Here is a 22,530-nt window from a genome sequence, read left to right on the forward strand (position 1 = left end):
GTGAGACGGCAAAACCGCACCATGCATGAATGCCCCGCGCCACGAACACCCCGCTGCAACATTTGAAAGTGCAGTCTCAGCCAGCCTGTCACCAAGGAGTTCGACCATGAGCACGACCACCGCCCGCCGTCATCACTGGCCGCTCGCCAACGAGGCCACGTACCTGGGACCGCACGAAGGAACGGAACCCATGGACGTCACCATCGTCATGCGGCACCGCGGTGGTCAACACCCTTCGCCCGCGGCGTGGCCGCATAAGCCTGCGCTGCGCCGTGAGGATTTCGGCACCCAATGGGGCGCGGACCCGGCGGACGCGGAAATCATCCGTAAGTTCGCAAGCGAACATGGCCTGACCGAGACAAGCTCCGCACTCAATCGCCGCGTGATGCATCTGCGTGGTACGCCACAGCAATTGCAGCAGGCGTTTGGCGTGCAACTGGGCCGTTACCAGATGCCGGACGGCGGCCCCGAATTGATCGGTTGCCATCTTCCGCCGTCTCTCCCCGGCACGATCTCGTCATCCGTCATCGCCGTGCTCGGCCTGGACGCGCGGCCGATCGCACGCCCGCATTTTCGCCGCCCCTCCGCCAAGCCGGCCACGACGTATACGCCACCGCAACTGGGCTCGCTCTACCAGTTTCCGGCGAGCGTCGATGGCACGGGCCAAACGGTGGCAGTGATCGAACTCGGCGGCGGTTTTACGCAGAGCGACTTCACGCAGTACATGCAATCGCTGGGCGTGAAGGCGCCCACGGTGACGGTGGTATCCGTGCAGGGCGGCACCAGCCAGCCCGGTGGTGATGCCGATGGTGAAGTGATGCTCGACGTGGAAGTGATCGGCGCGCTCGCACCGGGCGCCAACATCGCAGTGTATTTCGCACCGAATACCGACCAGGGTTTCTACGAAGCCATCTCGCAGGCGGCGCACGACACCACCAATCACCCGTCAGTCATGTCGATCAGCTGGGGCGGCCCGGAAGACGGCTGGTCCGCTTCATCGCTGAGCGCGATGCAGAGCGCACTGCAGGATGCCGCTGCGCTCGGTGTCACCATCACGGTGGCGTGCGGTGACAGTGGCTTCACTGATGGCGAGAGCGATAACCAGCCGCACGTGGATTTCCCTGCGTCCAGCCCTTACGCGCTGGCTTGCGGCGGCACCTCGCTGGCCGCCAGTGGCACCAGCATCACCAGCGAAACGGTGTGGAACGATCTGGCCAGCAACGAAGGCGCCACGGGCGGCGGCGTCAGCGCGAGTTTCGCGTTGCCCACATGGCAACAATCGTCCAACGTGCCTGCAGGCGCCAACGGCTTCGTGGGCCGTGGTGTGCCCGATGTCGCCGGTGATGCCGATCCGAACACCGGCTACCAGGTACTGGTGGATGGACAGAGCCAGGTGATTGGTGGCACCAGTGCCGTCGCACCGTTGTGGGCCGCGCTGATTGCGCGCTTCAACCAGCAACTGGGGCAGAACGTAGGCGATCCGCATGAAGCGTTCTACGCCATCGGTACCGCGGCTTTCCGCGACATCACGCAGGGCAACAACGGCAAGTTCGCAGCCGCCAAGGGCTGGGACGCATGCACGGGCCTGGGCACTCCCAAGGGCCAGACGCTGCTCGATGCGCTGACCCAACTGAAGACCACGGGTGGCGGCAGCTCGCCCACTACGCCCCCCAAGCATGGCAAGCCCACCAAGAAGCCTACGAAGAAGTGACCATCACCGGTGGGCGCGGACGCGCCCGCCTTTCTCACGCCTCTTGCACTACTGCGTTACGTAAGGTGGCGATGCGCTCGATGGACACCTCACAAACGTCGCCGGGCTTCATGTAGACCGGCGGCTTGCGCCCGTAGCCCACGCCCGATGGCGTCCCCATGACGATCACATCGCCGGCATCAAGCGTCATGCCTTCGCTGATGATGGCAATGGTCTGTGCAACGCCAAAGATCATGTCGCTGGTGGACGCGTGCTGCATCACTTCGCCATTGAGGCGCGTTTCCAGTGTCAGGCCGGTGGCGCCGGGCGGCAGTTCGTCGGCCGTCACTACCCACGGGCCGAACGCGCCGGTGCCGTCGAAGTTCTTGCCGACGGTCCATTGCGACGTACGCAGTTGGTAGTCGCGGATCGATCCGTCGTTGAAGACGCTGTAACCGAATACGTGATCGAGCGCGTCTTCCTGGGCAATGTGCTTGCCGCCACGACCGAGGATCAGCACCAGCTCGCCCTCGTAATCGAATTTGTCCGACACACGCGGACGGACTAGCGGCTGGCCATGCCCGATAAGGCTCGATACAAAGCGAGCGAACAACGTGGGGTAGGCGGGCGGCGGTGAGTCGAATTCCCGCGCATGATCGCGATAGTTGAGCCCCAGGCAGATGATCTTGCCCGGGTTCGCGCTCGGCGGCAGGTAACGCACCTGGTTCGTATCGACGGCAAAGCCTTCACGCAGGCGTTCGACCAGCGCCAGCCGCGCACGCTCTTCGCTCGCTGCGATGGCGCTGACATCGGCCGGGATGCCATCCTCATCAATGAAACGCCCACGCCAGCCATCACCCGCATCGACGGCCAGGCCAACCCGATCGTGCTGCTCAAAGCGCATGAATCGCATGTCCAGCTCCCATCGCGTCTGGATTTTTCTATGGCACGGCCGACGTCATCGTGCCGATTCGGTGGCAATCGCCCGATCATAGCTATTCGCCTGCTGTGCAAACCAGTGACGTCTTTCCCGCTGTTTCACACCGTGAAGGCCATGCACCATGGCCGCATTCGCTCTGCCCGATGTGATGCTATGGAAAGCCGCCTGTCCACGTATCGATTCCTGAAAGTGCGCGGCCATCGCATCGCTTACCGCACCTGCGGTCGCGAGGATGGCGCGCCGATCATGCTGATCCATGCTTTTGCCAGCCAGTCCGATAGTTGGAAGGACACGGCCTCTGCGCTGGCCCACGCAGGCTTCCGGGTCATCGCACCCGACCTGCGCGGCCATGGGCGCAGTGAGCGGACGTCCACCTATGCGCTCATGGATTTCGAGCAGGACCTGATCGCCTTGCTCGACGCGCTGAACCTGTCACAGCTGAGCCTGGTCGGCCATTCGCTGGGAGGCCATCTCGCGCTCAAGCTGGCGACACACCAGCCGGAGCGCATCCGGCGAGTGGTAGTGGAGGCAACGCCCGTGCCACCGCAGGATGCCGCCGATGCGGCCGCCATTGCCTCGGCACAACCGGGGCCAGCATGGCGACGCTCGCTGCAGCTCGTGGGCCTGGGTCGCCTGCTGCGCCTCGTTTTCTTGCGACGCTTCGATCTGCGTGCGACACGCTCTGTGCTGCCGGAACTGCGTGTACCTATGCCCGATTGGTGGAGTCGTCTCGCCACTTTGCAAACGCCTTGCCTGCTGCTGGCGGGCCACGACGATGGCCTCGTCACGAAACGCCTGCCGCTACTGGCCGCCCGGCTACCCCAGGCAACCGCCCGATCATTGGGGGTTGGACACCGACTGCATAGCGAACACACGGAGGCCTTTCTCGCTGAGGTGCTCCCTTTCCTCGGTGCCGCCGACCATGCCAACTGAGCTTTCCACGCGCCGTTGGCCGTTCTCCGCAGTGCCTTTCATCAGAACTCCGGCGTGCACATATGACGCAAAAAACAAGGCTATGATCGGAAATCCAGCGGCGGCCTTGTCGCAGCGACACAGGGGGACCTTTCATCCGGATATCCGAGCGTTGTCGCATCCATCTCAGGATCGCCGACATCCTTCGCGGATCCTGCCGTCCCGCCGGCCCTCGTCGAGGGAGCGCGCTAGCATCTTCTTCGCGATGTAGCGGGAGGCCTCGTGAGAGACGCCTAATTCCGGGGAGAGACACCTACACGCTGTCACCGTACTATCACCACCCGGGGGGGACGCACATGTCGAACATCATCGAATTTCTGGAAAAACTGGGCACCGACGCGCATCTGCGCCAAGCGAGCCGTGACGAATTGAGCATTGCCCTGGCCGATGCCCGGGTCGAGGCATCGGCCTGCGAAGCGATTCTGGCCAGGAATGTCGAGGATCTGTACGCGTTGCTGGATAAGGCACCGCTGTTCTGCTTACAGACCGTGCCACGCAAGGAGGGCGAGGAAGAAGAAGAGGAAGAGAAGGAAGAGGATGAGGGCGGCGAAGAAAAGAAGACGCCGAGCAAAAACGCCAAACCTCCCTCTGCTATCGCTCCCCACGACCTCGCGCTGACCTGACGATGCCTCGTACCGGCGCCCTTGGCCGGAACCTTTTCCTGGCGGCATGCCTGTTGCTGGGATCATCCGTGGGTGCGGCCCGCGCGGCCGTGCCTGCCACCGCAGAAGACCCGGCGCCCATGCTGGACCGGGCCGATCGCATCAAGACTTCCGACCACGATGCCTTTCTCAAGCTGCTGAGCGAACTCGACCAGCGCAGCGCCGAATTGTCGTCATCCGAGCAATGGCGGCTGCGCTATCTGGATGCCTGGCAGGTAGCTTTCCAGGGCCGCTACGACCAAGCCCGGCCGCAGCTCACCGAAATCGTCAACCTGTCGGGCGACCCGACCCTGCAGGTACGCGCCACGGCCACGCTGGTCAATATCCTCGGCATCGGCCGGCACTATGAGGATGCCTTCACGCGACTGAGCGTGCTGATTGACCAGTTGCCAACCGTAAAAGACCCCGAGGCCCGCTATCAGGCCCTGGGCGAAGCCGCGCAGTTCCTGACCTTCGCGGGCCAGTACGATCTGGCCATCGGTTACGCGCAGCAGATCCTCGACGACACGGCTTTGGCCGGGCACACATGCCAGGGCCTCGTCTTCAAGATCAAGGCGCTGTATCACAGCGGCAAGATCAAAGGCACCGACGCCGATTTCGACCGCGCCATCGACGTTTGCCACGACAGCAAGCAGGAGCTTTTCGCCGATGGCCTGCGTAGCGAGCGCGCCGACTATGCGATCAAGCAGGGCCATGCCGACGATGCCGTCACGCTGCTCCTTGCCCACTACGGCGAAGTGAAGTCGTACCACTATCCTGCGCTGCTCGCGGACTTCGACACCTTGCTCGCCCAGGCCTACTGGGAGCAAGGGGACGTGACGCAAGCACGCAAGTATGCCAACGCCGCACTTGCCGACGCCGTTCCCAACGAGTTCGCCGAGACGCGCAGCACGGCGTACAAAGTGCTCTACAACGTGGAGAACCGGCAGGGTAACCCGCAGGGTGCGCTGGAGTACCACGAGAAGTACATGGAAGCCGACAAGGGCTACCTCAACGACGTCTCGGCCCGCGCCATCGCCTATCAAACAGTCAGGCAACAACTGCTGGCGAACAAGATGCAAGTCGACGCGCTCAACAAGCAGAACCAGATCCTGCAGCTTCAGCGCCGACTCGACCGCAAGGACATGGAAACCAGCCGGCTGTACATCGCCCTGCTGCTGACCGTCGTGGCCTCCATCGCTTTCTGGCTATGGCGCACCAAGCGCTCGCAACTGCGTTTCAAGCGTTTGGCCACGCGCGACAGCCTTACGGGCGTGCACAGCCGCCAACATTTTGTCGACGAAGCGGAGATCGCCCTGCGCGTCGCCGCCAAATCCACCCGCGACGCCTGCCTGGTCCTGCTGGATCTGGACCACTTCAAGGACGTGAACGACACGCACGGCCACGTCATTGGCGACCTGGTGCTCAAGCGCGCCGTCGCTGCATGCCAGCACCATCTGCGCCGCCACGATATCTTCGGACGCCTTGGCGGCGAGGAGTTCGCCATCTACATGCCCGGCTGCAGCGCCTCACAGGCCCGCGAACGCGCGGAGCGTATCCGCCAGGCCATCGCCGCCACACCGCTGTGGGGTGAAACCCGCCACGTGATCATCACCGCAAGCTTCGGCGTGGCGTCGACCGAACGGAGTGGCTACGAACTTCGCCAGCTAATGATCGACGCAGAAAGCGCACTGTTCGAGGCGAAGCGCGATGGCCGTAATCGCGTGGTGTATGGGCAACTCGGCGACTTTATCGTGCCGGCGACGTCGGCCGATCCGACCGAGGCGCCTGACGCGATCGGCGATGTGGCGAATCACGCCTATGGCGCCCATCGGCCCTGAAGCTGTTTTGTTAGTAGCTCTTACTCGCTGGACGGATCACCAAACCGATCGATCGACTTCGGCCGGTTGATCACGGCACGCGCCGACACCAATGCCACCCAACCATTGGCAAGCCTGGCGCTCGTGAGCGCCTCCTCCGGAGGCCTGCCTCGCCCGGAATAAGCCAACACCACGCCATTCGGATGCTCCACACACCAGGCTACCGGATCGTCAGCCACGGGCAACGGTGCCGGCATACGCGCGAGGAACGTCAGCAAGCCCGGTTCGTTGGTCGTGCGCACCATGGGCACGCCCTGCGTGCGCAGCTCGTGCTCAAGTGCCGCCAGTGGGCGCACGTCGAGCGCGTCGAGTAACTGCAAACGCACCAGCGGCAGCATCGCCAAGGCAAGGAACAGCGTCGCCTGTGCAGCGCGTGCCGCTGAGTCGACATTACGTCCCAACCACAGCCACACCATGGCGATCACCAGCAGACCCGCCGACAAGGCATACAGCCAGATCGCCCTACCGTGACTTAGCGACGCGTCGTCGAGCGGCGCCGGTCTGAGCACAGCCCACACGAACACCACCACGATCACCGCCACCAGCCACCACAGTCGCTTCACCGCCAGCAGCGCAGCGTCATGGCGTAGCCACGCGCTCAGCAGGATCGCCGCGCCGGGCAGCACCGGCAGCAGATAATGCAGTTGCTTGCCGCTCACCAGGCAGAACGCCACCAGTGCGGGCACCGTCGCGCACAAGCCGAGGCGGGCCGTTTGCGATTCGCGCCATGCGCGCGCTACCGCAGGAACACGGCGCCATCGCAACAGCAGCGGCCACGGCAGCAACAGTACGGGGGCCCATGGCAGATACCACCAGAACGGCCGGTTGTGCGCAAAGCTCTGCACCACGCGTCCCGCAGTCTGATGTAGCAACAGTTCCTGCGCGTCCGCAGGGTTCAGGTGGTGCACCGCCGCCCATGCCCACGCCAGCGCAGGCATGCCACCCAGCACGGCCACCAGCAGCATGACCACCACGGAGCGCCAGGATACGCGCGGCCGGCGCTCGGACCACCACGGCGCCAACAGCATGGGACCGGCCAGATGCAGGAGCATGACCGGCCCTTTGGTCAGCACGCCAAGCACACTGGCCACGAACAGCAGCAACAGCGCCTTGCGGTCTCCCGTACGGACATAGCGTGCAATCGCCACGAAGCCCAGCAGCACGCACAGGCACAGCAGCACGTCGAACATCACCACGCCCGTGTACAGGACGAAGAACATCAAGCCGAGCATCAGCCAGCTCGCCACGCCGGAAGCCTCCGGCGCGAGCTGCCGCTCCACGCGCCCACACAGCACCACGCAGCCCATGCCACAAACCAACAGCAGAACCCGCGCGGACCAAAGCGTCGGAACCAGCACACTCCAGATCGCGTTCAAAAGCCAGAACAGCAGCGGCGGCTTGTCGAAGTACGGCACGCCATTGAGATGCAACGTGACCCATTGCCCGGTCTGCCGCATTTCCCACGCGATGCTCAGGTAACGCGTTTCATCGATCGGAACAGGCGGCAGCACTGCCAGTAACGGCAGCAGCAACAGCAACCAGAAGGCGGGAGGCAGCCGCCGCAAGCCATGAGCAAGTGAATCCATGGCGGCATCTTGCGCAACGCTTGCTTACAGTTGTCTTAGAGCCTCCTCAAATTTGCGCCGGGTCAAAATAGCCCCGCGACGGGTGTCACGTTGCTACAGCCGTACCGTCATCACCGTGTCGCCCGTGGCCCATCGCCAGGCCAATCAGCGTGGGCATCACCAGCAGCACCAACGGATACTGCAAGGTCAGTCCGGCAATGATCGCGATAGCCAACGGCTGCTGGATACCCGAGCCCTGTCCCCAGGCGAGCGCCAGCGGCAACAGCGTAAGAATGGCCGCCAGCGTGGTCATGGTGATGGGGCGCAGGCGGTCGCGGCTGGCCATGCGCAAGGCCTGCAACGGCGGCATGCCTTGCGCCAGCGTGACGTACTCGGACACATAGAAGATCGCCATCTCCGTGCCCATGCCGATGATCATGGTCATGCCCATCATCGCGGTGATGTTGAGGTCCACACCGCACAGCCACAGTGCAATGAACACCGCCGTGGCGGAGAACAGCGAGCAGCCCATCACCACCAGCGCCAGACCGGGCCGGCCATACAGAAACAAAAGCAGCACAAACTCAGCCACCAGCGCCATCAGGAACACCTTGCCCAAGCCGAGGAAGGCGATCTGCTGTTGCTGGTAAAGGCCGCCGAGTTCGTAGCGCGTGTCGGCGTCGAGCACACCCGGCTGCGCCAGCAGCTTCTTCACGTCCGCCACGGCCGCACCCATGCCACGTCCGTCGATGCGCGCGGTCACCGCGACCATTTGCTGCAGGTTCTCTCGCGAGATCTGCGGCTGACCGTTCTCGGTCACGATGCTCGCCACGCGGCTCAGCGGAAACACGTGCCCATCCGGAGCGCGCACCGGCAGCGCGAGCAGTTGCGGCAAGCGCCATTGCATCGCATCGGGCATGCGAATGCGCACGCCCACGCTCTTGGTCTCCTGAGGCAACTGCGTCGCCACCACGCCGGTCAGCGCATTGTTGATCGCCAGTGTCACGGTCGCCACGGTCATGCCTTCGAGCGTCGCCTTATCCGGATCGATCTGCACATTCAGCGCATCACCGGCCAACTGCACACCGTCCTTGATCTCTACCACGCCCGGAATATCAGCGATGGCCTTGGCGACACGCTGCGCCTGCGGCACCAGCGTCTTCGGATCCGCCGAATACAGCTTGATCTCGATAGGCTGCGGCACCGCCGTGAGGTCGCCGATAAGGTCTTCCATCAACTGGGCCAATTCCACCTCGACACCCGGCACTTCGTGCTCGACGTGCTCGCGCACGTCGCTCATCACTTCCTCGGTGGCGCGCTTGTGTCCCGGCTTCAGGCGCACAAAGAAATCGCCGTGATAGGACTGGCCAAGGTCGCCGCCCAGGCCGGTGCCTAGACGACGGGAGAACGTATCCACCTCCGGCATGGAACGCAGGATCGACTCCACCTGCCCCACCTGTCGCGCCGTTTCCGGCAGCGACGTGCCCGGCTTGGTGTAGTAGTCCATCACGAAGCCGCTTTCGTCCACCGACGGCATAAAGCCGGTGGCCACGTGCGTGTACGCCACACCGCCCAGCACCAGCAGCGGAATAACCATCGCCAACAACCATGCGGGACGACGCGCGAAGGCGTCATACAAGCGCGCATGCGAACGTGCCAGCCAACTCTCGTGAGCCAGCCCCGGATCGTGCCATCGGCGAAAATCCACCCAGCGCCGCAGCAACGGCGGCACCACGAAAGCGCTGACCAGCCACGACACCACCAGCGCACACGCCATGGTGACCGACAACGCCTTGGAGAACGCACCCGTGACGCCACTGAGCAGGCCCAGTGGCACGAACACGATCAGCGTAGCGAGACTCGAACCGGTCAGCGGTGCAAGGAACTCACGCGCCGCAGGCAGCACCGCCGCCTCGCCACCGCCATCGGCCGCACCGGCGCGACGAGCGACGTGCTCCACCATCACGATCACGTCGTCGATCACCAGCCCCACCGCCGCCGCGATGCCGCCCAGCGTCATGATGTTGAAGCTCATGCCGAATATCTGCAGCAGCAACGCGGTGACCGCTAGCGTCACCGGCACCACCAGCATTGCAATCAGCGTAACGCGCAGGTTGCGCAGGAACAGCAGCAACACTGCCGCCGCGAGCAACAGGCCGATCAGCACCGCGTCACGCACACTGTGCGCGGACTCCACCACCAGCTCGCTCTGGTCGTACCACGGCGTGAGCTTCACGCCCTTGGGTAAGCGGAAAGCCGCGAGCTTGTCGCGCACCTGCCCTGCGATCTGCACGGCGTTGCCGTCCGGCTGTTCGTAGACGTTGAACAGCACGGCGGGCTTGCCGTCTTCGCTCACCTTCACCCACTGCGGCACGTAGCCATCGCGGATGGTAGCCACGTCCGACAAGCGCACCCAGCCATGCGCATCGTTCTTCACGATGATGTTGCGAATGGCGTCGAGCCGCTGCAGCGAATGGTCGGCTACCACGAGATAGAGCTGGTTGCGGTCCTGTAGGCGTCCGACCGCTTCGAGCTGGTTCGCACCATTCACCGCCGTGGCGAGGTCGTCCAGGCTCAGGCCGTACTGCGCCAGCTTGCGCGGATCGGCCTCCACTTCCACTTCGGCGGTTTCGCCGCCCTGCACGTCGACGCGCGCAAGGCCAAGCACCGAGGCCAGCAACGGCACGATCTGATACTGCGCCAGATCGCGCAGCGCCACCGGCGACAGCGTGTCGGACTGCAGCGCATACGAAATGATCGGATAGACCGTCGGGTCCATCCGGCGCACGTTGTACGTCGCGCCGGCCGGCAGGCTTGGCAGCACACGCGCGATGGCCGAATCGACCTGCAACGTGGACGCGATCATGTCGCGGCCCCAGCCGAAGTCCACCGAGATTTGCGCCGACCCGCGCGTGGTTTCCGAACGCAGGCCCGCAACGCCGGGCACGGTACGAATCGCTTCCTCGACCGGTCGCGTCAGTAACAGCGCGGTCTGGTCGGCCGGGCGATCGCCCGCGTCGAGATCCACCACCACCCGCGGAAACGACACCTGCGGAAACAAGCCCACCGGCAGCGTGAACGAACTCGCCAAGCCCGCGATGGCCAGCGCGAAAGCCACGATGACGATGGCACGCGCGTGCCGCGCCAGCAACGTCGGCAGGCTCATGGCTTCGCTTTCTCCGACGGCGCGTGCACCACCATGCCGTCATCGAGTTGCGTGGCGCCTTCCGTCACCAGTGGCAGGTGTGCGTCGAGCGCGCCGCTGGCCACCGTCACGTCGCCTGCATCGCCCAGCACCTTCACCGGCACGCTCTTGGCCTTGCCATTCGCCACCTGGAATACGTGGCGATCCTCTTCATCACCCTGCACCGCATCGCGCGGCAACAGCCAGCCCTGCCACTGGCCCACCACGATGTCGGCGCGGAACCCTTCGCCACTGATCAGTGCGCCGTCGGGCACGATCTCCACATCCAACTGGTGTGTATGCGGATTGAGCGTGCTTGCCACGCGACGCACGGTGCCGTGCATCGACTCACCACCATCGATGGGCACCAGCTCGGCCTTGGCGCCGATCTGCACGCGCCCCATCGCATTACGCTCGACGCCTGCCGTGACCACCAGGCCATCGCCGCGTTGCACCGTGAGCAGCGGCGCGCCCGGCTGCAGGTTGTCGCCTTGCTGCGCGTCGACGGTCGCTACCGTGCCATCGAAGGGCGCCGTCACATCCACGGTCGGGTTGCGACCCTGCTGCTGCACCAGCGCATCCAGCGCGGACTGCGCATCGTGCAGCGCTTTCTCCGCCTGATCGAGCTGGTCGCGCGTGGCCAGTTGTTGCGCGAACAGTTGCGCGGTGTGTGCACGCTGCGTCTCGGCCAGTTGCTGCGCCGTGACCGCTTGCTGATAGGCCGCCACCGATGCCGGCGCCAACGCGAACGTGGCCAGCGCTTGGCCATGCTTCACCGATGTACCGGCAGTGACGTTCCAACGCAGCACGCGACCGGCCGCCTGCACACTTACCACTTGCGCCGCGTCCGCGGCGGGGCCTGCCGTACCGTAGGCGGGTACGGTATCGGGCACGCTGCCCTGCTTCAGTGGCACGGTGACGACAGCGGCACTCACGGCCGCATCGTCGGGGGCTTCCGCGCCGGAGCAGGCGGTCAGCGAACACGTCATCAAAACGCTGGCGGCCAGCGCTGAAGCGATCCATGGCAGTCGATGGGTCATGGAGCCATTACATCCTGTTCAAGAGCAGTCGGCATACCGCGTCCCACCAACAGTTCCAGCGCAGTCTGCTGTTCGAGCATGGCTTGCTCGGTCGACAGTTGCGCCAGCTGCCGATTGAGCGCAGCAACATGGAGATCGGTCACGTTGCGCAGGTCCAACAGGCCTGCCTGCGCGGCATGACCTGCCTGCGCGGAAGCGCGCACGGCATCGTCGGTGGCGGGCACCAGTGCCTGCCGCTGCACATCGAGTTGCGCGTAGTGCGCCAGCAGCGCATCCACTTCGTCACGCGAGGTGGCGAGGCGCACGGTGTATTCCACCTGCAGTTGCTCGCGCGTGGCCTTGGCGATGGCCACGTTGTGCTGGTTGTGGTCGAACAACGGTAGCGTGAAGCTCACCGCCGGGCCGCCGTTGCGTACCTTGCTGTTGTCCTGCGAGGCGTCGTAGCCGATGGCCAATGCAGGAAACTGCGCGAGCACGGCGGCACGCAAGGTCGCCTCCTGCGCGCGATAGCCCAGTTGCAGCGCCACCAGATCCGGCCGGCGTCGGCTCACATCGGCAAACTGCTCGTGGATGGAGCCGGCATCGACGCTGGGCGGCGGCAAGGTCTGCGCCAGCGGCACGACCACGTCGGGCTTGAGCCCCAACAGCGCGTTGAGCTGCTGATGCAGATCCAACTGGCGCCGCTGCAGATCGTTCAGCGCGGTGCGTGCATCGGCCGCGGCGGCGAGATCGGACGCCACCGCCACGCGCTCCATGTTGCCCGCGCTCACTGCGCTGACGATGCGCGACTCACGTTGCGCCAGCGCATCCAGCGCTTGCTGCTGCAGAGCGATCTGCCGTTCGCCTTCAACCAGATCGATCACCAGCAGGCGCGCCTTGCCCACGACCTGCCACTGTTCCCACAGCAGGCCGGCATCCACTTCGTCGGCGGCCGCCTGGGCTGCTTCGCGGCGGGGGCGCAAGGTAATGAGCGAGGTGATGTCCTGGCTGATCGATGCCGTCCACGCGGTGGCATCGCCCACACCGGAGAGCAGATAACCCACATTGCCGCCCACCACGGGGTTGGGCAGCACGCCGTCTTGCTTACGCTGTTCTTGCGCCGCCTGCCGACGCGCATGCTGGCTGCGCAGATCCGGATTGTTCAACAGCACCAGGCGCTCGACCGCCGCCATATCCAGCGGCGACACGGCCGGGTCATAGCCCTGCAGTTGTGACAGCGAGGCGGCGGACGAGGCCTGTTCCGGCAGTGGCTTGGCCTGATAGGTGGCGCAGCCGGCGATGCACGCGGCCAACAGCACGGCTGCGGCCTTGCACGGCCGCAAGAACCCATCGACATGAGGCTTGGCAAACGAAAGGAACACCGACGGTCCGTACAAGGTATGGGGATGCCATACCCTACCGAAAATCTCTTAGCGTTCTCTTTGTAAAGAAACGTGTCAGCCGTTACGGGTTTCAGATCCGGCTCAGCGGAAGGCGTACGGACACGCGCAGGCCACGCCCAAACGGCGAATCCAGCAGCTCGATGGAGGCGTCATGCATCTGCGCGGCGCGCTGGACGATGGAAAGGCCCAGGCCGTAGCCGTCACCACGGCTGCTGGCCTCGCGATGGAAGCGTGCGAATACCGCCGCGCGGCGCTCGGGCGGGATGCCCTCGCCGTTGTCGATCACATCGATCACCGCCTCGCCCTGCTCACGCTGGACGGTCAGCTTGACCAATCCGCCGGCCGGCACGTGGCGCAGCGCGTTGTCCAGCAGGTTGCGCAGCATGGCGGCCAGCGCCACTTCGTTCCCGCGCACCATCAGCGACCCATCCGCCAGCGCCACATCCAGCTCCACGTCCGTGTCGCCAATGAGCGGCGCCAGTTCCTCGATGACCGTGCGCGATACCGCCAGCAGGTCGACATCCACGTGCTGGTCCGTACGCGAGCTGGCTTCCAACCGCGCCAGCGACAACAGTTGTTCGACACGACGCGCCAATGCGGCAAGGCTTTGGCGCGCACCCGACAGGGCCACATCCGCCTCCCGCGTATCGCGGCTGGCCTCGGCGTTCTCCAGGTTGATCATGGTGGAGGCGATCGGCGTACGCAGTTCATGCGCCACGTCCGCACTGAAGCGGCGCTCGCGCTCCAATGCCTCCTCCAGCAGGGTGAACTGGCTGTTGAGCGCATCCAGCACCGGCTCCAGTTCGCGAGGCGCCTCGACCACATCGAGCGTGTCGCGGCTGCCGGGTTTGCGTGCAGACAACTTCTCCGCCAGCGCATCCAGCGGCCGTAGACCACGCCGCACCGCCCAGCCCACCAACAGCGCCAGCACCGGCAGCGCGATCAGCGGCGCCAACGCATGTTCGACCCACAAGGCCATGGAGATGTCGCGACGGCTGTCGTAACGCTCGGCTGCGCGCACGACCACGCCATCCCGTGTGGGTGGCAGCGTGAATAGCCGCCAGCGATAACGGCCCAGGCGCACATTCTGGAAGCCGGGGTGCGCCGCATCCGGCGGCGGCAACATGGTGAGATTCCCGGTGGCCATCAGCGTTCGCCCACTGTGGTCGAACATCTGAAAGCCGACTTCCGATTCGTAGGTATGGCCGTGCAACACCAGTTCCTGCGTGGACTTGGCCGTGATCGGCACCACTACGCCCGACTCGACGGTATGCCGCTGCAAAGCGGGCAGGCCGATGTCGTCGACCAGCGTCTGCAGCGTGCGCGCCGATTGCGCGAGCCGTCCGTCCGACAGCTCGTTCACCTCGTTGATGGTGCGCCGCATGCTGTAGATACCCAGCGGCACAAAGACCAGCGCGATGACGCCAAGGATCAGCCAGCGAAGCCGGGAACGCAGACTGGATCGACTCACTTGGGGTCCTGCGGAATCATGTAGCCAAAGCCGCGCACGTTGCGGATCGTCTCGAAGCTCAGCTTGCGGCGCAGCGAATGCACCAGCACTTCCAGCGCATTGTTGCCCACCACGTGATCCAGCCCGTAGAGCGAGTTCTCCAGGCTTTCGCGGCGCACCAGCTTGCCGGCGTTTTCCATCAAAGCCTGCAACAGCGCAAACTCGCGGCGCGTGAGCTCCACCACGTCGCCACGAAAACTCACTTCCGACGTGCCCACATCCAGGCTCAGCGCACCCACGTCGATGCGGTTGACCGACAGGCCGCGCATGCGCCGCGTCAGCGAGCGGATGCGCGCCGCGAGTTCTTCGACGTGAAACGGCTTGGTCAGGTAATCGTCCGCACCCGCGTCGAGCCCATCCACGCGAGCGGACAAGTCGTCACGCGCCGTCATCACCAGCACCGGCGTTTCCACGTGGGCGCGTCGCGCCTCCACCAGCACCTCGATGCCATCACGCCCAGGCAGCCCCAGATCCAGCAACACCAGATCGGCGGTGCGATCACGCATGGCAACCAGCGCCGAACGGCCATCGCGCAGCCACGACACCGTGTAGCTCAGCCGTTCCAGTGCGCGCTGGATCGCTGATCCCAGCTGCGCGTCGTCTTCGACCAGAAGAATATGCACTCGCCCGACACTCCTTCCACCCTACGGCGGATACGCTGGGATTATCCGGCACCGAGCTTAGAAAACACTTAAGTGCCTCCGGGTGCGGGCCTTCGCCAGTGCCCCAATGAGCCCCGCCCCACGCATGGAGCATAGCCACTCAAGGCGCGTTTGAGGCCTGTCCCATAGCCTCCACAGGTTGGCTGTTCGTCTGGCTGCTGCTCCCAGCCGCCATGGGTATGATCCAGGGCACAGCCAACCAGGTCTATGCACCAGCCGGACAAACCAACGCGCCCACCGGCACCCTGCGCATGGGGCCGACCTACCCGCCCGCGAGGCGCTCATAGAGACACCGAAACACCATGACCAATGAACCCAGTACGAAGAAGAACCCGTGGAGAACCGCGTACACCATTTGCTGTTTCATCAGCGGCATACCGTTATCCGCTGTAGCGTCCTTCGTTCTCACCAAGCATATCGAAGGCGTCTCCGATTTCGAGGGTCAGTCCGGTTACGCACAACTTCTGCAGATGCCGCTCTGCTATATCGTGCTGATGCTGCTCGCCCGCTCCGCGTATCACCGATGGGCTCACCATAAGGTATTCGTAGTGGCGACCACCGGTATTTGCGGAGCGATCGGCGCTACCTTCCTGACTGTCTTCGTGGCAATGCTTATCGGATAGGGTTGCCTCACCGTTGCCGGCTGGTACCCAAGAGCCCAACGGGAGACGCTCGATCCCTGAAGTCTCAAGGATTGAGACGCGCCACAGGTGCAATGCCGTCCCCGGACGGAGCGCACCGATGAACGCCTTGCCCAACCCCTTGGCCCAACGCGCGGTGCGCGGTGATGGCGCGCTGGCGGCGCCTGTATCGGGCGGTGATCAACTGGCGCGGCGGCTGGTGAAGCGTTATGGCGACCGCATCACCGGCTCGTTCGTGTTGCCCGGGCGCGAAGGGCAATTCGCTGCCCTGCCCGGTGATATGCCCCCGGCCTTGGCGCAAGCGCTGCGTTCGCGTGGCATCAGCCAGCTTTACGCACACCAGGCGCAGGCGTGGGATGCCGCCGCTGCCGGCGAGCACGTGGTGATTGCTACACCTACGGCCTCGGGCAAATCGCTGTGCTACACCCTGCCGGTGATCAGCGCGGCGATACGTCAGCGCGCCAAGGCATTGTTTCTGTTTCCGACCAAGGCGTTGGCGCAGGACCAGGTGGCGGAGCTGCTGGAACTCAATCAGGCCGGCGAGCTGGGCGTGAAGGCGTTCACCTTTGACGGCGACACGCCCGGCGATGCGCGGCAGGCGATCCGCCTGCACGGCGATATCGTGGTGAGCAATCCGGACATGCTGCATCAGGCCATCCTGCCGCACCACACCAAGTGGGCGCAGTTCTTCGAAAACCTGCGTTATGTGGTGATCGACGAGGTACACACCTATCGCGGCGTGTTCGGCTCGCACGTGGCCAATGTGCTGCGCCGCTTGCAGCGCGTTTGTGCGTTCTATGGCGTGTCGCCGCAGTTCATCCTGTGCTCGGCCACCATTGGCAATCCTGCGGAACATGCGAGCGCCCTGATCGAACAGCCGGTCACCGCGATTACCGAAAGTGGCGCGCCGGTGGGCGAGAAGCACGTGCTGCTGTGGAATCCGCCGGTGGTGAACCCGGACTTGGGGCTACGCGCATCGGCGCGCTCACAGTCCAACCGCATCGCGCGCACTGCGATCCGCGCAGGGCTGAAGACCCTGGTATTCGCGCAGTCGCGCCTGATGGTGGAAGTGCTCACCAAGTACCTGAAAGACGTATTCGACAACGATCCACGCAAGCCGCCGCGCATCCGCGCGTATCGCGGCGGCTACCTGCCGACCGAGCGGCGCGCGGCGGAACGTGAGATGCGCGCGGGACAGGTGGACGGCATCGTCAGCACATCCGCTTTGGAACTGGGCGTGGATATCGGCGCACTCGACGTGGTGGTGCTCAACGGCTATCCCGGCAGCGTGGCGGCAACCTGGCAACGCTTTGGCCGCGCGGGCCGCCGCCAGCAGGCATCGCTGGGCGTGCTGGTCGCCAGCAGCGATCCGCTGGACCAGTACCTGGTGCGCCACCCGGAATTCTTTCAGGGTGCGACGCCGGAACATGCGCGCATCGCGGCCGACCAGCCGCTGATCCTGCTGGACCATATCCGCTGCGCCGCCTTTGAGCTGCCCTTCAAGGACGGCGAACTGTTTGGCCCGCAGGACGCTACGCCATGGCTACAGGTGCTCACGGAAGAAGGCGTGCTGCATCAGGAAGGCGAACGCTTCGAGTGGATCGCCGACAGCTACCCCGCTAACGCCGTGTCGCTGCGCTCGGTGGCGGATGGCAACTTCGTCGTGGTGGATCGCACCAACGGCCGCCAGACCATCGTGGCGGAGGTGGATTTCAGCGCGGCCTCGCTGACGCTGTATGAGGGTGCCATCCACATGATCCAGTCCGTGCCGTATCAGGTGGATCGGCTTGACTGGAGCGGCCGCAAGGCCTTCGTCACGCGCACCCACGTCGACTACTACACCGACGCCATCGACTACACCAAGCTCAAAGTACTGGAAGCCTTCGACGGTTCGCCGGCGGGCGCAGGCAGCGCGCACCATGGCGAGGTGCACGTCGCGCGTCGTGTGGCGGGCTACAAGAAGATCCGTTACTACACGCACGAGAACATCGGCTACGGCCCGGTGAATCTTCCCGATCTGGAATTGCACACCACCGCCGTGTGGTGGCAGTTACCGCAACGTGCGCTGGAACAGGCCTTCGACCACCGGCAGGAGGCGCTGGACGGTTTCCTCGCGGCAGCGCATGCGCTGCACATTGTGGCGACGGTCGCGGTGATGGCCGAGGCACGCGACCTGCAGAAGGCCGTGGGCAGTGGCGACGGTGCCTAGTTCGCCACGCCCGATGCGAATGGCCGTGCGCAGATCCGCTCCGGCTTTGGTGAAGGCGAGCCGTCGACGCTGGGGCCCTTCATCCCCACGCTCTATCTCTACGATGCCTTCCCCGGCGGCGTCGGCCTGAGCGCACCGCTGTTCGAGCGACGCGAAGATCTCGTACGCCTTGCGCGCGAGCTGGTGCATCGCTGCGACTGCCGCGCCGGCTGCCCCGCCTGCGTCGGACCGGTGCTAGCCGTGGACGAGCAGAACGAACGCTCGTTGAAATCGCTAGCCACGCGTGTGCTCGACCTGGTCGTCGCGCTATGAGCGCGCTGGCCGACAAACTGCGCGGGCTGCGCCGCCAGGCAGGTGTAACGCCACCCGCGCCCACACCGGTACCGGCACAGCCGCGACCCGCGCTGCCCGACAACATCCGCCAGTTGCTCGGCATTCGCCAGCGGGCGCAAGGCAAACCACGGCGCAGCGTGGTTACGGATCCGGCGTCGCTGCCGGGCGAAACGATCGCACCCGGCTTGCAGCTATGCGAAACGCGTAGTGCATGGCCGCCGACGCCACCCACGTTCCATGCCGGCTTCGCCCGAGTCGATGACGTGATTGCGCCCGAACGCCTGTTCCTGTTCGACACCGAAACCACCGGCCTGGCCGGCGGCACGGGCACGCGTGCTTTCATGATCGGCGTGGGCGACTGGCACGAAGGCGCTTTTCGCGAACGCCAGCTACTGATCACCACGCTGGCCGGCGAAGCGGCCATGCTCGACTGCTTCGCATCATGGCTGCACCCGGATGCGGTACTAGTCAGTTACAACGGCAAGTCGTACGACACGCCGCTGCTCAAGACACGTTTCCGGTTGCTTCAGCGCGCCTGCCCGCTGGAGGGCCTGGCGCATATCGATCTGTTGCACCCGGTACGGCGGCGCTGGCGTGCTGCCTGGGAAAACTGCCGCCTCGCCACCGCCGAACGGCAACTGTTACAGGTGGTGCGGGAAGACGACCTGCCAGGTTCCGAAGCGCCGGCCGCCTGGCTGGGCTTCCTGCGTGGCGGCTCGGCAGGGCCGCTGCATCGCGTAGCGCGCCACAATAGCCAGGACCTACGCAGCCTTGGTGGCATCCTTCACCATTTCGCGGTGGAGGATGACGCCCCGACGGCCGTTTGAACCAGCGTCACCTCGCACACTCCGTGCTACGTTGCTGCCGCCCGGTATAACCTTGCCCGGGCAAGCCGTCCGTGCTGCGATGTACGCGCACCACCCATCCATCGCCGCCAGATACCCGGGAGCAGCGAACCATGCTGAAGGACTTCATCCAGACCGCCCTGCTGCTCATCACGGGCCTGTTCCCCATCATCAATCCCATCGGCTCGGCCTTTATCGTGCTGAGCATGATTCCCCACAGCACGCCCGCAGAACGCACGAACCTCGCGTGGCGTATCACCGTCAATAGCTTCGCCATCCTGCTCGTGTCGCTGCTGATGGGCGCCTACGTGCTGACCTTCTTCGGCATCTCCATTCCGGTGCTGCGGGTCGCCGGCGGCTTGATCATCGCGGTGGCGGGTTGGAACCTGTTGCAGAAGCCCGACGACGACGACAGCAACGAAAAAACGCAGGACATCAAGAAGCCCAGCCCGGGTGCATCACTGGACGCCAAGGCGTTCTATCCGTTGACGCTGCCGCTGATGGTGGGCCCCGGCTCCATTTCGGTGGCGATTGCACTGGGCACCAGTTCGCCAAGCACAGGCCTTGCATCGGGACATTTCCTGGGCGTAGTCGCGGCACTCATGGTGCTTAGCGCCAGCATCTACGTGTGCATGCGTTTTGCCGGATCGCTGGAACGCTGGTTGGGCACGGCCGGCACCAAGATCGTGATGCGCTTGTTTGCGCTCGTCACGTTCTGCATCGGCATGCAATTGTTGTGGCTTGGGCTTTCCGCGCTACTCAGCTCGATCAAATAAGCACGAAGCTGGCTCTACCCAGAGACTCTTACAGCGACGTCGTCAACCGTGTCAGCCAGTCCGGGCTGATGGAGAGCACCAAGGCTTCAAAGCGGCGGTCGAGGCCGGTAAGCACCATCACGCCGATCAGCACGAAGCACGCGCCCAACACCGACTTGGCCACACCGCCGATCGACATCAACGCACCGCGCATGCGCGTCACGGCCGCACCAGACACGGTGCTCAGCACCAATAACGGCAGCCCTGCGCCCAGGCCGAACACGAGCATCAGCAGGGCGATCTGCGTCAGATTCCGGCCTTGAGCCGCCAGCGTGGTCGCGGCGCCCAGCGTCGGCCCCACGCAAGGGCTCCAAACCAGTCCCAGCAACAGGCCGATCAGGAACTGACTGAAGCCACCTTCGCCACGTACCGAACCCAGCGCCTGCTGACCCTTGTTGCCCAACTGCGCCGTGAAACGCGCAAAAGCGCGCTGCAACGGCGGCAACAACATCACCGCGCCGAACAACAGCATCAGTGATGCAGCGACGATGCGCAGGGTGCCGGCATCGAGCCCGATGGAGGCGCCCACCGTGGCAATGAACGTGCCCGTGAATGCGAACGACAGCGCCAACCCCAGCGCGAGCATGGCCCCGCCCCACCAGTGCCGCGACAACGCCGACGCAATCAGGATGGGAAGAATGGGCAACACGCACGGCGAGAGCAACGTAGCCATGCCAGCGAGGAAACCCAGCGCATAGGTGCCGACACCGAAGTCCATCAGAGGGCTTGCTCCAGCACGGCGCGAATGGCGGTTTCCGAGGTCTGGCCGGTTGAGCGGGCCACTTCGCGACCCTGCTTGAACACCACAAAGGTGGATTGCTGCGACACCTTGAGGGATTTCTCCAGCGCCGTTTCCTTGTCGAAATCAGCGACGAAGATGGTCACGTCCTTCAGGCTTGCCTCTTTCGAGAGGCGATCGACGATGGGCTGCTGCGCACGGCAGGTGGGGCACCAGTCGGCATGCAGATAGACGACCACCGGCTTGCCGGTGGCCACGGCCTGCGCATATTGCGCCTGATTGAACGGCACTTCTGCAGCGGCGGCAGAACCCACCAGCAACCACCCAAGTGCAGCAAAGCTCAAACGTAGCGTGTTTGTTTTCATGACAAGGCGACTCCTGCGTATGACGATCAATCGGCTGCGGTGTACAGGGAGAGGCGAGGTATCGAGGCGTTTCCCGACGCCGTGCGGATGCCCAGCACCCGCGCCACCCATGTGTCGAGACTGGCCTTACCCGGGCCGCTGATGAGTAGCCAGAAGAAGATCAGGCTGTAGACGATCTCGTCCGCTTCCACGTAATCGTCGAAACTCATGAGGTTGGCCGACACGACCAGAGTCACCGCCACCGCCATGTTGATCAGCATGGGAATGCACACCAGCCGCGTGAACAGGCCGAGCATGATCAGCAGGCCGCCGACCAGTTCCGTCCATGCCGACAACCCGGCGCTGAACGCGGGGAACGGAACGCCCCAGCCGACGAAGCGCTGGGTAAAGCCGTCGAGGTTGTGCACCTTGGCGATGCCGGTCTCCAGCCAGAAATAGCCAAACACTAGGCGTACCACCAGCGGCCCGACCCACTCGACACGATGGAGTTGGTCGAGCAATCGCGATGCCTTGTCGGCAATGAACTGACGCATGACGGCATGTCCGTGGAGGAAAGGTGCAGGGATGATGTAAGCCCCGTCCTCCCACCGCCATGTCTGTTCGTCCGCCCTTTCTTGCCCGCCGTCCGGTCTGTAGCGAGGTGCGGCATCGCCGGACGATCGGGCACAAATCGGGGACGCACGGGGACAGCCGTGCTGCCTTTGCCTGCCGAGAATGGACACGTCGATACCGGCCGCACCCCCGTGTCTGTCCCGACGTTCGTTACCTGTGCCGCCACGTGGCGGCCATCACCACCTGACAGGAGTTTTCCATGAAGACCAACAAGCTCAACGGTGCCGCCATGGCGATGATGGTTGCCGGCCTGTTCGCCGCCTCCACGATGTCCGCCTCCGCAGCCGAGAAGACCGCCGGCAGCAATGCTGCTGACACCGCCAGCGTGAAGTGCGTGAACTCGTCGTCCTGTAAGGGCCACGGTGCCTGCAAGCAAGCCACCAATGCCTGCAAGGGCCAGAACGCGTGCAAGGGCCAGGGCTTCACCATGCAGAAGAGCCAGTCCGATTGCGACGCGGCCCAGGCTGCGGTCAAGCAGGCGTAAGACCCGCAGGCGGGGCTTTCG

At 64.6% G+C, this 22,530-nt stretch carries 18 protein-coding genes and 1 pseudogene; 9 read left to right on the plus strand and 10 right to left on the minus strand.

Annotated features, from left to right (window positions below):
* Positions 1 to 106 precede the first annotated feature (106 nt).
* A complete protein-coding gene (locus DyAD56_RS12275) occupies positions 107 to 1,711 on the plus strand; it encodes a S53 family peptidase (protein WP_102303053.1) in 1,605 nt (534 codons plus the stop codon).
* A 34-nt stretch (positions 1,712 to 1,745) separates the two neighbouring features.
* Here DyAD56_RS12275 and DyAD56_RS12280 read toward each other — a convergent pair whose 3' ends face one another.
* Complete coding sequence (locus DyAD56_RS12280) at positions 1,746 to 2,603, minus strand: fumarylacetoacetate hydrolase family protein (protein WP_102303054.1); 858 nt, start codon at positions 2,601 to 2,603, stop codon at positions 1,746 to 1,748.
* Between the two features lie 180 nt (positions 2,604 to 2,783).
* On the opposite strand from DyAD56_RS12280, the gene DyAD56_RS12285 reads away from it, so the two are divergent.
* The 3 genes from DyAD56_RS12285 (at position 2,784) to DyAD56_RS12295 (ending at position 6,084) form a co-directional block, all read left to right on the plus strand.
* Positions 2,784 to 3,563 (plus strand): alpha/beta hydrolase, encoded by a 780-nt coding sequence (locus DyAD56_RS12285; protein WP_158241324.1) that lies wholly within the window; start codon positions 2,784 to 2,786, stop codon positions 3,561 to 3,563.
* Between the two features lie 335 nt (positions 3,564 to 3,898).
* Positions 3,899 to 4,225 carry a hypothetical protein gene (locus DyAD56_RS12290; protein WP_102303056.1) on the plus strand — a complete coding sequence of 109 codons (327 nt, stop codon included), beginning with the start codon at positions 3,899 to 3,901 and terminating at the stop codon, positions 4,223 to 4,225.
* 68 nt (positions 4,226 to 4,293) lie between these two features.
* A complete protein-coding gene (locus tag DyAD56_RS12295) occupies positions 4,294 to 6,084 on the plus strand; it encodes a GGDEF domain-containing protein (RefSeq protein WP_158241325.1) in 1,791 nt (596 codons plus the stop codon).
* Positions 6,085 to 6,104: 20 nt separating this feature from the next.
* Here DyAD56_RS12295 and DyAD56_RS12300 read toward each other — a convergent pair whose 3' ends face one another.
* The 6 genes from DyAD56_RS12300 to DyAD56_RS12325 form a co-directional block, all read right to left on the minus strand.
* Entirely contained in the window at positions 6,105 to 7,709 is a 1,605-nt protein-coding gene (locus DyAD56_RS12300) for a glycosyltransferase family 39 protein (RefSeq protein WP_102303058.1), read from the minus strand.
* Positions 7,710 to 7,794: 85 nt separating this feature from the next.
* The gene (locus DyAD56_RS12305) at positions 7,795 to 10,854 is read right to left on the minus strand and encodes an efflux RND transporter permease subunit (protein WP_102303059.1); all 3,060 of its coding nucleotides are present in this window, start codon (positions 10,852 to 10,854) and stop codon (positions 7,795 to 7,797) included.
* The gene (locus DyAD56_RS12310; RefSeq protein ID WP_102303060.1) at positions 10,851 to 11,912 is read right to left on the minus strand and encodes an efflux RND transporter periplasmic adaptor subunit; all 1,062 of its coding nucleotides are present in this window, start codon (positions 11,910 to 11,912) and stop codon (positions 10,851 to 10,853) included. Before DyAD56_RS12310 ends, DyAD56_RS12305 begins: the two co-directional genes overlap by 4 nt.
* On the minus strand, positions 11,909 to 13,273 hold the full coding sequence (locus DyAD56_RS12315) for a TolC family protein (protein WP_146010494.1): 1,365 nt from the start codon (positions 13,271 to 13,273) through the stop codon (positions 11,909 to 11,911). Before DyAD56_RS12315 ends, DyAD56_RS12310 begins: the two co-directional genes overlap by 4 nt.
* Before the next feature lie 91 nt (positions 13,274 to 13,364).
* Entirely contained in the window at positions 13,365 to 14,765 is a 1,401-nt protein-coding gene (locus DyAD56_RS12320; protein WP_102303062.1) for an ATP-binding protein, read from the minus strand.
* Positions 14,762 to 15,427 carry a response regulator gene (locus tag DyAD56_RS12325; RefSeq protein WP_102303063.1) on the minus strand — a complete coding sequence of 222 codons (666 nt, stop codon included), beginning with the start codon at positions 15,425 to 15,427 and terminating at the stop codon, positions 14,762 to 14,764. Before DyAD56_RS12325 ends, DyAD56_RS12320 begins: the two co-directional genes overlap by 4 nt.
* Before the next feature lie 341 nt (positions 15,428 to 15,768).
* Between DyAD56_RS12325 and DyAD56_RS12330 the strand changes: the two genes are divergently transcribed.
* The 4 genes and pseudogenes from DyAD56_RS12330 (at position 15,769) to DyAD56_RS12345 (ending at position 20,270) form a co-directional block, all read left to right on the plus strand.
* Complete coding sequence (locus tag DyAD56_RS12330) at positions 15,769 to 16,089, plus strand: hypothetical protein (RefSeq protein WP_102303064.1); 321 nt, start codon at positions 15,769 to 15,771, stop codon at positions 16,087 to 16,089.
* 118 nt (positions 16,090 to 16,207) lie between these two features.
* A pseudogene (locus DyAD56_RS12335) lies at positions 16,208 to 18,628 on the plus strand (DEAD/DEAH box helicase).
* A complete protein-coding gene (locus tag DyAD56_RS12340; RefSeq protein ID WP_102303065.1) occupies positions 18,625 to 19,476 on the plus strand; it encodes a ribonuclease H-like domain-containing protein in 852 nt (283 codons plus the stop codon). The pseudogene DyAD56_RS12335 and the gene DyAD56_RS12340 overlap by 4 nt, the downstream one beginning before the upstream one ends.
* Before the next feature lie 131 nt (positions 19,477 to 19,607).
* Positions 19,608 to 20,270 (plus strand): MarC family protein, encoded by a 663-nt coding sequence (locus DyAD56_RS12345; RefSeq protein WP_102303066.1) that lies wholly within the window; start codon positions 19,608 to 19,610, stop codon positions 20,268 to 20,270.
* A 28-nt stretch (positions 20,271 to 20,298) separates the two neighbouring features.
* On the opposite strand, the gene DyAD56_RS12350 is transcribed toward DyAD56_RS12345, so the two are convergent.
* From DyAD56_RS12350 to DyAD56_RS12360, 3 genes are read right to left on the minus strand one after another with little or no spacing between them, the layout of a single operon-like run.
* Complete coding sequence (locus tag DyAD56_RS12350; RefSeq protein WP_102303067.1) at positions 20,299 to 21,027, minus strand: cytochrome c biogenesis CcdA family protein; 729 nt, start codon at positions 21,025 to 21,027, stop codon at positions 20,299 to 20,301.
* Entirely contained in the window at positions 21,027 to 21,413 is a 387-nt protein-coding gene (locus DyAD56_RS12355) for a thioredoxin family protein (protein ID WP_102303068.1), read from the minus strand. The genes DyAD56_RS12350 and DyAD56_RS12355 overlap by 1 nt, the downstream gene beginning before the upstream one ends.
* Positions 21,414 to 21,439: 26 nt before the next feature.
* Positions 21,440 to 21,946, minus strand: coding sequence for a DoxX family protein (locus tag DyAD56_RS12360; protein ID WP_102303069.1), 507 nt, complete (start codon positions 21,944 to 21,946; stop codon positions 21,440 to 21,442).
* 278 nt (positions 21,947 to 22,224) lie between these two features.
* Between DyAD56_RS12360 and DyAD56_RS12365 the strand changes: the two genes are divergently transcribed.
* A complete protein-coding gene (locus DyAD56_RS12365; RefSeq protein WP_102303070.1) occupies positions 22,225 to 22,509 on the plus strand; it encodes a hypothetical protein in 285 nt (94 codons plus the stop codon).
* The last annotated feature ends 21 nt before the right edge of the window (positions 22,510 to 22,530 follow it).

This window comes from Dyella sp. AD56, assembly GCF_002878475.1.
GTDB lineage: Bacteria > Pseudomonadota > Gammaproteobacteria > Xanthomonadales > Rhodanobacteraceae > Dyella.